Here is a 13,329-nt window from a genome sequence, read left to right as displayed (position 1 = left end):
TGCGACCGACACCCCTGGAGCTGATGACGTGGACCTCACCCGGACCAGCGCGTTCGCGCTTCCTGACCACCTCGCGCGCAAGGGCGACCCGGCGCTCGTCGCCGCCGACGAGCGCCACTTCGCCGCCATCACCGAGAGCCTCGAGCACACGCTCGCCGAGCTCTCCGAGCGGCTCGACGCCGCCCGCAGGGCACCCGGGCGCAGCGGCCAGGCCGCGCTCGAGAGGGACCAGGAGATCCACCGGTTGACCGCACGCCTGCGCACGCTGCGTCGCTTCGGGCTCGACCTGTGCCTCGGCCGGATGGTCCCCGCCGCGCAGCCCACGGAGCCCGTGTACGTCGGCCGCCTCGGCCTCACGGACGGCGCCGACCGTCGTCTGCTGGTCGACTGGCGCTCCCCCGCCGCCGAGCCGTTCTTCGGCGCGACTCACCGGAACCCGATGGGCCTGGCGAGCCGCCGGCGGTTCCGCTGGAGCGGCGGCCGCGTCAGCGACTACTGGGACGAGGTCTTCAGCACCCAGGACAGCACCGGCATGGACATCACCGACGCCACCAGCGGCAACGGCGCCACCGACGGCGCTCCCGACCTCGCGCACCACCCCGCCCTGGACGACCAGTCCGCGTTCGTCGCGAGCCTGGCGGGCAGCCGCACGCCCCGGATGCGCGACGTGCTGGCGACGATCCAGGCCGACCAGGACGCGATCATCCGTGCGGGCGCCCACGGCCCGCTGGTCGTCGACGGCGGCCCGGGCACGGGCAAGACCGTCGTCGCGCTGCACCGGACCGCGTACCTCCTGTACTCGGACCCACGGCTCGGCCACCGGCGGGGTGGCGTCCTGTTCGTCGGGCCGCACGAGCCCTACCTCGCGTACGTGTCGGACGTCCTGCCCAGCCTCGGGGAGGAGGGCGTTCAGACGTGCACCCTGCGCGACCTCGTGCCCGAAGGGGCGTCGGCGGGGCCCGAGCCGCACCCGGAGGTCGCGCGCCTCAAGGGCGCCGCTGCCATGGTCGGCGCCGTCGAGCCCGCCGTGGCGTTCTACGAGCGGCCGCCCCAGGCGGGGATGACGGTCGAGACGCCGTGGGCCGACGTGTGGCTCAGCACGGCGGACTGGGCGGAGGCGTTCGAGGCGGTCGACCCCGGCACCCCGCACAACGAGGCGCGCGACGAGATCTGGGAGGCGCTGCTCGCCATCCTCGTCGACAAGCACGACGACGAGGAGGTGCCCGCGGACCTCCTGCGCCGATCGCTCGCGCAGAACCGCGACCTGCTCAGGGCGTTCGGCAGGGCCTGGCCGGTGCTCGAGGCGACCGACCTCGTCGGGGACCTGTGGACCGTGCCCGCCTACCTGCGCCTGTGCGCCCCCTGGTTGTCCTCCGACGAGGTCGCGGCGTTGCAGCGCGCCGACGCCCAGGCGTGGACGGTAGCCGACCTTCCGCTGCTGGACGCGGCGCGCAGACGCCTCGGCGACCCCGAGGCCTCCCGACGACGACGGCGGCACGAGGCCGCGGTGACCGCCGAGCGCGCCCGCATGGCCGACGTCGTCAGCGACCTCATCGAGTCGGACGACTCCGAGCTGCTCGTCATGTCGATGCTGCGTGGTGAGGACCTCCAGGCGGCGCTCGAGGACGGTGCGGGCGTGGACCGGGCCGACCCGGACCTGCTCGGCGGGCCGTTCGCCCACGTGGTCGTGGACGAGGCCCAGGAGCTCACCGACGCGGAGTGGCAGATGCTGCTGCACCGGTGCCCGTCCCGGAGCTTCACGGTCGTGGGTGACCGCGCGCAGGCGCGCCACGGCTTCCCCGAGTCGTGGCAGGAGCGGCTCCTGCGGGTCGGGCTCGGCGAGGCAGCGGTGGCGAGCCTGAGCATCAACTACCGCACGCCCCAGGAGGTCATGGCGGTGGCCGAGCCGGTCATCAGGGCGGTGCTGCCGGACGCCAACGTGCCGACGTCGGTGCGCAGCGGCGGCGTGCCCGTCGCGCACGGGAGGATCGCCGACCTCGAGGCCGTCGTCGCCGCGTGGCTCGCCGAGCACGCGGACGGGATCGCGTGCGTCGTCGACCACCCGGGGTTCGGCGCGACGGACCGGGTCCGCTCCCTGCCCGCCGAGCTCACCAAGGGGCTCGAGTTCGACCTCGTGGTGCTCGTCGACCGGGCGCCCGGCCCGGACGAGACCGGCCGCGTCGTGCGCGCCGTCGACCGCTACGTCGCGATGACGCGCGCGACGCAGCAGCTCGTGGTCCTCACGAGCTGAGGCTCAGGGCCTGACGTGCCGAGGCGGGCCGCGGCCGCCCCGGTCAGCCCCCGACGGGGGTGGCGGTGCGCCACCCGTCGCCGACCGGCGCCGCGTCGGGCGGGAGGTCGGCGGTCTCGACGACGACGTTCGTCCCCGTGCCCGAGACGGGCTGCCACCGGCTGGAGAAGTTCATGTCGACCCGGGCCTCGGGCTCCCGCGGCGCGAGCGTCGCGTCGTCCAGCAGCTCGGTGGTGCCGCGCGGGTCGTGGTCGGTCCAGAACACGCCGGTGGTGTGGCAGTTGTAGCTCGCCCACTCCCACTTCCACTGGCGCTGGACCCTCTCCCAGTGGCACAGAGTCTCCGTCGTCTCGGACATGTGCGGCCCACCTCCTGGGTCGACCGTGCGCGCCGTCGCGCACGTTCTTGTCCCCGATCCTCGCAGGCCTGCCCCCCGTGCGGGCGCGGGACCTACGGCCCGACCTGCCCCCGACGCACCCGTCGTCCTGCCCACCCCGCTCCTCGTCCACAGGCGAAGGGTCCTGGGAGGCGAACCGGACATTCACCTCGTAACGTCACGGCATGGACGAGCACACCCCCGGTGCCGTGACCTCGACCCTCAAGGTCACCCTGCATCCCCGAGACCATCAGCCCATCGCCTGCTGGGTCATCCACCCCGTCCGCGGCGGCGACCTCGACGCCACGGGGACCCTCACCAGGACCCTGCGGATCCCGCTCGGCTCGGGTGAGCACGTGAGCCGAGTCGACCCGAGGAACGGCACCGTCGACCTCACGGCGGGTCTCGTGCAGCTCGTCGACGGCGAGCAGGTGCTCGTCTCGACGCGGTGCGACGACCCGGGATGGTGCGACGTCGCGCGGCGACGCGGCTGGGCCATCGTCATCATCGGCACTCGCCCGCCGGGGCCCGAGGGGCTCGACGGCTACCTGACGGACCTCGAGGACAAGCACGTCGCTGTGCTCGCGGTCGCGGGGTCCTGACCTCGCCCGCGGCTCACTCCCGGTCGCGCAGCGCGCGCCGACGCCCCTCGAGCCCCACGAGGTCGGCGAACGCCGCCTGGTACGCCTGTGCCTCCACCACCGGGTCCATGCGCTGGAGCCGTCCCCGCGCGTCGGCGATCTGACGCGTCAGGCCGAGGTCGACGAGCGCCTCGACCACCCCGCGCACGTAGTCGTCGACCGCGTCGGGCCGGTCCTCGGGCAGGGGTGTCACGGCAAGCTCCGTCACGAGCCCCGCGACGGGTGCTGCGGCCTCGTCGCGCACGCGCTCGACCCAGCGCTCGACGCCCAGGGGCTGCCCGGCCGTCCCTGCGCCGTGCTCGGAGGCGTCGGGCTCACCAGCCGGCAGCCCGCGCGAGGCGCTCAGGCCCCCGGCCGCGCGGATGGCCTCGTGCACGGCGCGGAACGCGGGGACCGAGAACGCGTCGTGCGGGAGCGCGTCGAACGCCGACGCGTCGACGACCTCCGGGTGCTGCAGGACGGCCTCGAGCGCGTTGCGCTCCAGCTTCGCGACCGGGTCCGCCCGGTCCGGCGCGATCGGCCGCGGCCGCGCGTCACGCGTCGTGTCACTGCCCTGCCGGCGTGAGCCGCCGTCGGGTCGCTCCCCCGGGCCCGGCATCGTCGGGTCGGGCCTGCGCCGGTCGCCCGCGGTCACCGGCGCCTGCCGTGACGCGTCGTGGACCGCGCGCTGCACCGCGTCACCCTCCATGCCGAGCCAGCCGGCGAGCATGCGCGTGTACTCCGGCCGCAGCGCCGTGTCCCGGATCCCCGCGACGATCGGGGCCGACGCCCGCAGCGCGGCCACGCGGCCCTCGGCCGTGTCGAGGTCGTGCGCGCGGAGCGTCGAGCGGATGACGAACTCGAACAACGGCTGGCGCCCGGCCACGAGCGCACGCACGGCCTCCGGCCCCTTGGCCAGCCGCAGGTCGCACGGGTCCATGCCCCCCGGCTCGACGGCGACGAACGTCTGCGCGTAGAAGCGCTGGTCCTCCCCGAACGCCCGCAGCGCGGCCTTCTGACCGGCGGCGTCGCCGTCGAAGGTGAAGATGATCTCCCCGCCGACGGACGCTCCGGAGGAGAGCTGCACGCCCGCGCCCGACGCGGTGTCCCCCACGAGGCGCCGCACGACGCGCGCGTGGTCGGAGCCGAAGGCCGTGCCGCACGTCGCAACCGCCGTGGGCACACCGGACAGGTGCGCCGCCATGACGTCGGTGTAGCCCTCCACGACCACGACCTGCTTCGCCTTGGCGATCTCCCGCTTGGCGAGGTCGATGCCGTACAGCACCTGGGCCTTCTTGTAGAGCGCCGTCTCCGGGCTGTTCAGGTACTTGGGCCCCTGGTCCTCCTCGAGGAGCCGCCGGGCACCGAACCCGACGACGTCGCCCGTGACGTCGCGGATCGGCCACACGAGGCGGCCCCGGAACCGGTCGTAGAGGCCCCGGTTGCCCTGGCTCATGAGGCCCGTGGCCGTGAGCTCGGCCTCCGTGAACCCCTTGGAGCGCAGGTGACGCAGGAGGTGGTCCCACCCGGCGGGCGCGAAGCCCACACCGAAGTGCTCCGCCGCGGCCCGGTCGAAGCCGCGCTCCGCGAGGAACGTCCTGCCGACCGCGGCGGCGGGCGTCAGCATCTGCTCGGCGTAGTACGCGGCCGCGACGCGGTGCGCCTCGAGGAGCCGCTGCCGGCGCCCGGGCTCCTCGCCGGGACGCATCGCCCCGCCGTCCTCGTAGCGGAGCTGGATGCCGACCCGACCGGCGAGGTGCTCGACGGCCTCGGTGAAGCCGAGCCCGTCGATCTTCTGCACGAACGAGATGACGTCGCCGCCCTCGCCGCACCCGAAGCAGTGCCACAGACCCACCTGGGGCCGCACGTGGAAGGACGGGGACCGCTCGTCGTGGAACGGGCACAGGCCCTTCATCGAGCCGACGCCCGCGGTCTTGAGCGTGACGTGCTCGCCGACGACGTCCTCGATCCGCACACGCTCGCGGACGGCCGCCACGTCCTCGCGTCGGATCCGTCCTGCCACGGCGCGAGTCTAGGTGCTGGTGGCGCACCGGCCCGACGCGCGGACCGACCCGGGCCTGCGGCGGGGGCCGGGCGACCTCAGAGGCGCGACGGGCGGACCAGCCGGGCGTGCCACTCGGCGGCGCTCACGTCGGTCAGGGACGCGACCTGGTCGACGACGACGCGCAGGCGCCCGGAGTCGTCGCCCGCCGCCAGCCAGTCGGCCGCGAACGGGGGCTCGAGCGCGACGGGCGCCCGGTCGCTCAGCACCGCGACGAGGTCGGCGATCAGCTCGCGCTGGCGACGGTAGAGGGGCTCCTGCTCACGCGGCGCCATGACGTAGGTGACCGCGAGGCCCTTGAGCACGAGGATCTCCGCGAGCGTCGGCGCCGGCACGACGAGCTCCGCCGCGTAGCGCGTGAGCGGCCCGGACCCGTAGACCTCCCGGGTCGCGTCGATCGCCGCGTCGCAGAACCGGCCGATGAGCTGGCTCGTCATGTCCTTGAGCGCGGCGAGCGCCCGACGCGAGCCGTCGAAGCCCGAGACCCACGTGTCCGTCGCGGGCAGGCGCCGCATGGCCGCCTGGAGGCCGTCCTCGTCGACGACGCTGCCGTACCAGTCCATGACCTGCGCGACGACCCGGTCACGCGCCGCCGGGTCGGCGAGGACGTCGAGCTCGAGCCGCCCGCCGACGACGGCGTCCTCGACGTCGTGGACCGAGTAGGAGATGTCGTCCGCGAGGTCCATCACCTGGGCCTCGAGGCATCGGACCCGCTCCGGCGCCCCCACGCGCAGCCAGGCGAACACCTCGGCGTCGTCGGCGTACACACCGAACTTGGCCGACGGCGTCCCGTCGGGGCGCAGCGGGGCGTCGAGGGCCGACCAGGGGTACTTGGTCGACGCGTCGAGGCTCGCGCGGGTCAGGTTCAGGCCGACCGGCCGGCCGGTGGCGGGGTCGGCGACCTTGGGCTCGAGCCGGGTCAGGAGGCGCAGGGTCTGGGCGTTGCCCTCGAACCCGCCGATGCCGGCGCTGACCTCGGCGAGCGCGCGCTCGCCGTTGTGGCCGAAGGGCGGGTGGCCCAGGTCGTGCGCGAGGCACGCCGTGTCGACGACGTCCGGGTCGCAGCCGAGCGCCTTGCCGAGCTCGCGCCCGACCTGCGCGACCTCGAGCGTGTGCGTCAGCCGCGTCCGCACGAAGTCGTCGCTCGCCGGGCCCAGGACCTGGGTCTTGGCCCCGAGCCGGCGCAAGGCCGAGGAGTGCAGGATGCGTGCGCGGTCGCGCTCGAACGGGGTGCGCTCCTGGGACTTGGGCGCCTCGGCGGCCCACCGCTCACGGTCGTCCGTCGTGTACTCGCCGACGGGTCGCTGCGCGGTGGGTGGCACAGGGACGACCTTAACGAGTGGACGCCGCACCCGGTCAGGACGCGCGGTGCCTGGCGAACCAGGCCGCAGCGTGCGCGACGAGCGCACGCTGGTCCATGAGCTGGGCGAGCGTCGCGCCGACCTGGGTCGAGCGCACACCCCCCGCCGCCGCGAAGTGGGTGCCGACCTCGGCGAAGTCGGCGTCGTCGACGACGGGCTCCTCGAAGGCGACCCAGCGCCGCACGCCTGCGACCAGCAGGGGCGCACCGTTCGGGACCGTGCGCACCGGCAGGCCGGACCGGGCCTCCGCCAGGTGCAGCGAGGTGTTCTTGTCGTGCCCCACGCCCAGCAGGAGCACCTGCCCGTCGAGGCGGTGGACCGCTGCGAGGGGCGAGCCCTCGCCGACGGGGTCCGCCAGGTCGTGACGCCGCACGACCTCGGCGGCGCGGGGACCGTGGGCGGCGAACGAGCGGTGCGGGTGGCCGCTGCGCACGGTCCCCGGCTGGGTCCGCAGCGCCTCCGCGACGGCGCCCATCGTCCGCGTCGGGGTCCACGTGGGGTCGTACGCGGGCAGCGCGTCCCGCACCGCGTCCCACTCGTGGGCCGGCCGGTCCTGCAGGTACGCCGGGTCGCACAGCTGCCACGACTGGCTGGGCATCACGAGGGTCCCCCGCGGGCCGAGCGCGTCCTCGAGGGCGAGCACGACGGCCTGCTCGCCGCCGACCACCCAGCCGAGCCGCGAGAGCGACACATGGGCGAGGAGCACGCCGCCGGGGCGCACGCCGAGGCGTTCGAGGTCGGCCGCGAGGCTCGTCCGGGTGATCACAGGCGCCACACCCCCACGCCGGGCCCGTCGCCGGGCAGGTGCAGGCCGTCGGCGTCCGCGCGCAGGTCCGGGCCGTGCAGGGTCTCGACCCGGCCGCCCGCCAGGAGGTGGCCGGGAAGCGTCGCGCCTGCCCACGGGGCGCGTGCGACCAGGACGAGAACCCGCTCGTCGGACGTCTCGCGCAGGTATGCGACGGCGTCGTCCTCGACGAGCACCCAGCGCAGCCCGCCGTGGGTCAGCGCGCGCGACGAGCGTCGGACGGCGATGAGGGTGCGGTACGTGGCGAGCGTCCCGGCGTCCCAGCGCTCGGGGCGGTCCCAGGGCATGGTGACCCTCGCGTGCTCCCCGTTGCGGCCCGTCGCACCGATCTCGTCGCCCGCGAACAGGACGGGCGTGCCGGGGTAGGTCATGAGGAGCCCCACGGCGGCCTCGACCAGACCCGGGGCGCCCAGGAGCGTGCGGATCCGTGGCGTGTCGTGCGAGCCGAGCATGTTCCACTGCTGGGACGTGACCTGCCACGGCACGGCGGAGTCGAAGTCGCGCATCGTGGCGACCATGGCCGGGCCGGGCCGCCGGGGTCGCGGCACCGGCAGCCCGAACATGGCCTCGTCAGCACCCCGGGGTATCAGCCAGGTCCACACGGGGCGCGTGAAGCCCGTGTAGTTCATGTTGCCGTGCCAGCCGTCGCCGACCAGGTCGCCGGTCGCGTCGTGGAAGTGCTCGCTGATCAGGAGGGTCTCGGGCGCGACGGCGCGCATCGTGCGGCGGATCGTCCGGGCGACGGCGTGCGTGCGGTCGACGTCCGCGTACCTGCCCGTCATGTTCGCGACGTCGATGCGCCAGCCGTCGAGCGCGTACGGCTCACGGAGCCAGCGTGCGATGACCGAGTCCGGCCCGTCGACCATCCTCGCCGCGAGCGCCGGGGCCCCGTGGTCGAGCTTGGGCAGGCTCGCGTGGCCGAGCCACCCGACGTACCCCCCGTCGTCGGTCCAGTGGTAGAACGACGCCTCGTCGCTCGACGCGTCCGCCTGCGCGCGCGCGAACCACTCGTGCCCGTCGCCCGTGTGGTTCGTGGTGAGGTCCCCCATGAGGCGCATCCCGCGGGCGTGCAGCGCCCTCGACAGGGACGCCAGGGCCTCGTCGCCCCCCAGCAGCGGGTCGACGTGGTCGAACGAGCTGGCGTCGTAGCGGTGGTTCGAGCGGGCCGGGAAGAACGGTGTGAGGTACAGGACGTCGACGCCGAGCGCGACGAGGTGGTCGAGCCGTTCCTCGATGCCCGCGAGGTCGCCGCCGTAGAGCTGACGCGGCGTGCTGGGCCCCGCGCCCACGGGCTCGTCGTCCCACACGGCGCGCTCCGCCCACGACGGCAGGTCGCGTCGCCCGGCGTCGCGTGAGCGCGCGAACCGGTCGGGGAACACCTGGTAGACGACGGCGTCGCGGGCCCACGCGGGTGCGGGCTCGTGGACGGTGAGCCGGAAGTCGGCGGCGTCGGGGACGTCGCGCGCGTGCAGGCCACGTCCGTTGAGCCACCGGTAGCCGCCCGGCTCGTCGAGCAGGAACCGGTAGGACGTGACCGGGTTGTGGACCTGGACCTCCGCGACGTACCAGCGCTCGTCGGGCGTGCTGCGGTCGAGGCGGGCGGGCGTGACCATGGGCTCGCCGTCGCGCACCACGCGCACGTGGACGCCGCGCTCCCCGGCCGACGCGGGGACGCGGACGCGCACGGGTACGACGTCGCCGAGCGCCGGGGTGCCCGCCGGGACGTAGAGCCCGCTGCCGTCGTGGTGCGGGCCCAGGTCGATCCGGCTCATCCCTTGACGGACCCCGCCGTGAGCCCGCCGACGATGTACTTCTGCAGGAAGATGAACAGGAGGACCACGGGCACCGCGCTGATCACGGCACCGGCGGCGAAGAGCCCCCAGTTGGCCGAGAGGCGGTCCGCGACCCACTGGTAGAGCCCGACCGCGAGGGTCCAGTTCTCCTCGGACTGCAGGATGAGCTTGGCCAGCAGGAAGTCGGAGAACGAGCTGATGAAGGACAGCAGGCCGACGACCGCGAGGATCGGCGAGACGAGCCGCAGGATGATCGTCCAGTAGACCTGCGCGTGGGTCGCCCCGTCGATCTTGGCGGCCTCGTCGAGCTCCTTGGGCACGGTGTTGAAGAACCCGTACATGAGGAACGTGTTCACGCCGAGCGCGCCGCCGAGGTACACCATGATCAGAGCGAGGCGGGAGTTGAGGCCGAGAGCGGGCACGACGTCGCCGAGCGCGAGCAGCAGCAGGAAGACCGCGACGAACGCGAGGAGCTGCGGGAACATCTGGATCACGAGCAGCGTCGTGAGCCCGACGCGCCGGCCCGTGAACCTGAAGCGGGAGAACGCGTACGCGGCCGCAGCCCCCATGAGCACGGTGCCCAGGGCGGTGACCGTCGCGATCACCAGGGTGTTGCTGACCCAGGACCAGAAGCGCGTGTCGTTGAGCGCCGCGTAGTTGTCGCCCGTGATCGTCCCGAAGAGCTGGTTGGAACCCGTGAGGGTGCCCCCGGAGGCGAACGAGGCGGAGATGACGTACAGGATCGGGAACCCGGCGTAGACGATCGCGAGGCCGGCGACGACGTAGCGCCAGCCGAGCTCGCTCCACCAGCGGCGGCCGGTGACCGCGGTGTGCTGGTCGGCGGGCCGCCGGCCACGGCGTGCCGCGGGGGCGCTCACGGTGTGCGTGGCCATGTCAGTTGATCTCCTCGAGCGAGCGGGTGCGCTTGAAGCTGATCACCGAGATCGTCGCCACGATGACGAAGATCACGATGGAGAGCGCGCTGGCCAGGCCGTAGTTCTTCGCCGCGCCGCCGTCGAGGCCGGACACGGAGTAGACCATCGTGATGAGGATGTCCGTCGAGCCGACGGGGACCGACGCGTCCGGGAACCGCGGGTTGCCCTCGGTGATCATCTCGATGATGTTGAAGTTGTTGAAGTTGAACGCGAACGACGAGATGAGCAGGGGCGCGGTCGCGACGAGGACCAGCGGGAGCGTGATCGACCGCCACAGGCGCAGACGGCCCGCCCCGTCGATCTTGGCCGCCTCGACGAGGTCCCCCGGGATCGACTGCAGGGCGCCCGTGCAGATGAGGAACATGTAGGGGAAGCCCACCCAGACCTGCACCCCGAGGATCGCGATCTTGGCGAGCCACGGGTCGCTCAGCCAGTTCAGGTCCGCGCCGCCGAGCAGCACGGTGTTGACGAACCCGTAGTCCTTGTTCAGCATCCCCCGCCACAGCAGGTAGGACATGAACGCCGGGAACGCGTACGGCAGGATCAGGAAGGACCGCAGCACGCGCCGGAACCGGATGCGGTCGTCGTTGAGCACGACGGCGAAGAAGAGCCCCACGAAGAACGTGAGCGCGACCGAGAGCAGCGCGAACACCACGGTCCAGACGAGCACCTTGAAGAACGGCGTCGAGTACCGCGGGTCGCCGAACGCGGTGGTGAAGTTGTCGAACCCGACGGGGACCCGCCAGCCGACCGCGAGCGTCGAGCCGTCCGCCGCCTCGAACTGCCCGTCACGGTTGGGCTCGTACACCGTGCCCGTCTCGGTGTCGGTCATCGTGTCCGCGGCCTCGTCGTAGACGAGCGTCGAGCGGTACAGGTAGCCGTTGCGCGCGTCCTGGGTGCGCACCGACCCGGCGTCGGCCTCGTCCGAGTACGGGACCCGGAGCGCCGTGACCTCCGTCTGCCGCTCGAGCACCTGGGCGCGGCTCAGCACCTCGTACCCGGGGACCTCCGTGATGTCGCCGTCGACGACCACGGCGTCCGGCGCGTCGGCGAGGGGCTCGTCGGCCGTACCGACCCGGACCTCGTCCCCGTCGAGCACCGCGAAGCCCAGTCCCCCGCCGCCCTCGACGACGGCGAGCGGGTAGGTCGCGCTGTCCTCGAGCCGCTGCTCGTTCTGGATCAGGAGCGCGTCGACCGCGTGGGCCTTGGTGGAGTTGTGACCGTCCCCGTAGTTCGTGAACGCCACGTAGCCCGTGTAGCCGACCACGAACACCTGGTAGACGAGCAGGAACGCGAGGCCGGGCAGGAAGTACTTCAGCGGCACGGCCCGGCGGGAGAAGTAGACCCAGTTGGTGACGACGAGGAGCGCCACCATGACCCAGAGGATCCCGTAGGACTCCTGGGCGAGGGCGGCCATCGCGACGTAGACGCCGAGCGCGTCGACCACCGCGAGGAGCACGAGCTTGGCGAGGAACCCTCGCGACCACGTGCGTGCATGGGAGGCGCCGCCGCGCGGCGGCACGACCCGCACGTCGCGCCCCGCCTCGTCGGACTGCGGTGCACCGTCCGTCGGCGTGGCCTGTGGGACGTGGGGCGAGCTCATCGGGTCCTCCGTGGCTGCGGGCCGGGTCGCGTCGCCGCGACCCTCGGGACGTGGGCCGCGTCGTCGCGACCCTCGGGGCGTGCGGGCGCTGGTCGCGGTCCGCGCGCGCGTCAGGGGTGGGGGGCCGCCGACCTGCCGGTCCGGCGGGCCGTGCGGATCATCAGTGCGGTGGGGGTCGCGCGCCGGGCGACGCCCGGGGCGCGGGTCGTGCGCGTGGCGCGCAGCCGGCAGGTGCTCCGGCTGCGCGCCACGGCGGTCACGCTGCGTCGCGTCAGGACGCGTCGATCGCGGCCTGGATGTCCGTGACCATCTTCTCCCAGCCGGCGACGGGCTCGATCGAGCCCGAGATGATGCCGGCCTCGGTCACGCCCCAGAACGACCAGACGGAGCCCATCTCGGGGATCGACGGCATGGGCAGGGCGCCCTCGCCGACGGCCAGGAAGCCCGCCGTGATCGGGTCCTCGGAGACGGTCTCGGCAGCGGCCGTGAGGGCCGGCGGACGGTTGCCCGCCTCGTAGATCGCGATCTGCGCCTCCTCTGTGGCCATGAAGTTGGTGAGGAAGTCGGTCGCGAGCACCTGGTTCTCGGACTGCGCGTTGACGTAGAAGCCGGCGACGCCCGTGAACGGCTGGGCGGGCTGGCCACCGGCGCTCGGGATCGGGTCGATCGCGAGGTCGAGGTCCGCGAACTGCTCGAGCATCCACGGGCCACCGAGGATGTACGGCGACTCGCCGTCGGCGAACGCCTGGACGGCGATGTCGTACGTCATCGACGTCGAGAGCACGCCGGCGTCGGCCTGGGCCTTGAGCCACGTGGCGAACGCGTTGCCCGTCTCGCCGCCGAGCGCGAGGTCGGACGTGTAGGAGCCGTCCTCGGCCTGCGCGAACACGGGCGCACCGAACGACGTCTGGAGCGGGTACATCGTGTACGGGTCGCCCTTCTCGTCAACCTGGACGAGGAACGGGTAGGTCGTGCCGGCCGCGCGGCCCTTCGCGATCATCTCGTCCCAGGTCGCGGGCGTGGAGTCCGCGAGCGCGGTGTTGCGGATGATCGCGATGTTCTCGATCGCGTAGGGCAGGCCGTAGACCTGGCCGTCGTAGGTGAACGCCTCGACGGCCACGTCGGCGAAGTCTCCTGCGAGGTCGCCGAGCTCGATGGGCGCGACGACGCCGTTGGCGGTCATCTCGCCGAGCCAGTCGTGCGCGCCCACGGTGATGTCGGGGCCCTCGCCCGTCGGCACCTGCGCGAGGAAGTCGGCGCGGATGTCGTCGAAGTTCTTGAGCACGAGCTCGACATCGGCGCCGGTCTCGGCCTCGAAGTCGGCGGCTGCGGCCTCGACCGCGGCCTGGCGGGTCTCGTCGACCCAGACGGTCAGCGCGCCGCCGTCGGCCGCCTCGGTCTCCTCCGCGGCTGCGGACTCCTCGGGCTCGGGGTCCGATCCGGCGCACGCGGTCAGGGTCAGTGCGGCGCCCAGGGCCACCGCTACCAGGGGGATGCTCCGTCGCATCGGGGTTGTCTCCAAA

At 73.5% G+C, this 13,329-nt stretch carries 10 protein-coding genes; 2 read left to right on the top strand and 8 right to left on the bottom strand.

Annotation, left to right across the window (positions count from 1 at the left end):
• The first annotated feature begins 28 nt into the window (after positions 1 to 28).
• Positions 29 to 2,251, top strand: coding sequence for an RNA polymerase recycling motor ATPase HelR (gene helR, locus FZ988_RS04615; RefSeq protein WP_149202828.1), 2,223 nt, complete (start codon positions 29 to 31; stop codon positions 2,249 to 2,251).
• Between the two features lie 43 nt (positions 2,252 to 2,294).
• Here helR and FZ988_RS18435 read toward each other — a convergent pair whose 3' ends face one another.
• Positions 2,295 to 2,609 (bottom strand): hypothetical protein, encoded by a 315-nt coding sequence (locus FZ988_RS18435; protein ID WP_188078969.1) that lies wholly within the window; start codon positions 2,607 to 2,609, stop codon positions 2,295 to 2,297.
• A 203-nt stretch (positions 2,610 to 2,812) separates the two neighbouring features.
• Here FZ988_RS18435 and FZ988_RS04605 point away from each other — a divergent pair, with 203 nt between their 5' ends.
• The gene (locus FZ988_RS04605) at positions 2,813 to 3,229 is read left to right on the top strand and encodes a hypothetical protein (RefSeq protein WP_149202826.1); all 417 of its coding nucleotides are present in this window, start codon (positions 2,813 to 2,815) and stop codon (positions 3,227 to 3,229) included.
• A gap of 13 nt (positions 3,230 to 3,242) precedes the next feature.
• Here FZ988_RS04605 and dnaG read toward each other — a convergent pair whose 3' ends face one another.
• The 7 genes from dnaG to FZ988_RS04570 form a co-directional block, all read right to left on the bottom strand.
• On the bottom strand, positions 3,243 to 5,270 hold the full coding sequence (dnaG, locus tag FZ988_RS04600) for a DNA primase (RefSeq protein WP_149202825.1): 2,028 nt from the start codon (positions 5,268 to 5,270) through the stop codon (positions 3,243 to 3,245).
• Positions 5,271 to 5,347: 77 nt separating this feature from the next.
• Positions 5,348 to 6,631 (bottom strand): deoxyguanosinetriphosphate triphosphohydrolase, encoded by a 1,284-nt coding sequence (locus tag FZ988_RS04595; RefSeq protein WP_149202824.1) that lies wholly within the window; start codon positions 6,629 to 6,631, stop codon positions 5,348 to 5,350.
• Positions 6,632 to 6,665: 34 nt separating this feature from the next.
• Positions 6,666 to 7,436, bottom strand: coding sequence for an AAC(3) family N-acetyltransferase (locus tag FZ988_RS04590; RefSeq protein ID WP_223145028.1), 771 nt, complete (start codon positions 7,434 to 7,436; stop codon positions 6,666 to 6,668).
• Positions 7,433 to 9,247 carry a glycoside hydrolase family 13 protein gene (locus FZ988_RS04585; RefSeq protein ID WP_188078968.1) on the bottom strand — a complete coding sequence of 605 codons (1,815 nt, stop codon included), beginning with the start codon at positions 9,245 to 9,247 and terminating at the stop codon, positions 7,433 to 7,435. Before FZ988_RS04585 ends, FZ988_RS04590 begins: the two co-directional genes overlap by 4 nt.
• Positions 9,244 to 10,161: a sugar ABC transporter permease gene (locus tag FZ988_RS04580; RefSeq protein WP_149202822.1), complete on the bottom strand. Its 918-nt coding sequence runs from the start codon at positions 10,159 to 10,161 to the stop codon at positions 9,244 to 9,246. The genes FZ988_RS04585 and FZ988_RS04580 overlap by 4 nt, the downstream gene beginning before the upstream one ends.
• A gap of 1 nt (position 10,162) precedes the next feature.
• Entirely contained in the window at positions 10,163 to 11,806 is a 1,644-nt protein-coding gene (locus FZ988_RS04575) for an ABC transporter permease subunit (RefSeq protein WP_149202821.1), read from the bottom strand.
• 271 nt (positions 11,807 to 12,077) lie between these two features.
• Entirely contained in the window at positions 12,078 to 13,313 is a 1,236-nt protein-coding gene (locus FZ988_RS04570; RefSeq protein WP_149202820.1) for a sugar ABC transporter substrate-binding protein, read from the bottom strand.
• Positions 13,314 to 13,329 lie beyond the last annotated feature (16 nt).

The sequence above is a fragment of the Actinotalea subterranea genome (genome assembly GCF_008364845.1).
GTDB lineage: Bacteria > Actinomycetota > Actinomycetes > Actinomycetales > Cellulomonadaceae > Actinotalea > Actinotalea subterranea.
The sequence above is the reverse complement of the archived record's forward strand: the minus strand, read 5'-3'. Positions and strand labels throughout refer to the sequence as shown.

What these genes read in the sequence shown, in the direction of transcription:
- FZ988_RS18435 (WP_188078969.1), bottom strand. Translation starts at nt 2,609, where the DNA reads ATGTCCGAGACGACGGAGACTCTGTGCCACTGGGAGAGGGTCCAGCGC.
- FZ988_RS04605 (WP_149202826.1), top strand. Translation starts at nt 2,813, where the DNA reads ATGGACGAGCACACCCCCGGTGCCGTGACCTCGACCCTCAAGGTCACC.
- FZ988_RS04585 (WP_188078968.1), bottom strand. Translation starts at nt 9,247, where the DNA reads ATGAGCCGGATCGACCTGGGCCCGCACCACGACGGCAGCGGGCTCTAC.
- FZ988_RS04580 (WP_149202822.1), bottom strand. Translation starts at nt 10,161, where the DNA reads ATGGCCACGCACACCGTGAGCGCCCCCGCGGCACGCCGTGGCCGGCGG.
- FZ988_RS04575 (WP_149202821.1), bottom strand. Translation starts at nt 11,806, where the DNA reads ATGAGCTCGCCCCACGTCCCACAGGCCACGCCGACGGACGGTGCACCG.
- FZ988_RS04570 (WP_149202820.1), bottom strand. Translation starts at nt 13,313, where the DNA reads ATGCGACGGAGCATCCCCCTGGTAGCGGTGGCCCTGGGCGCCGCACTG.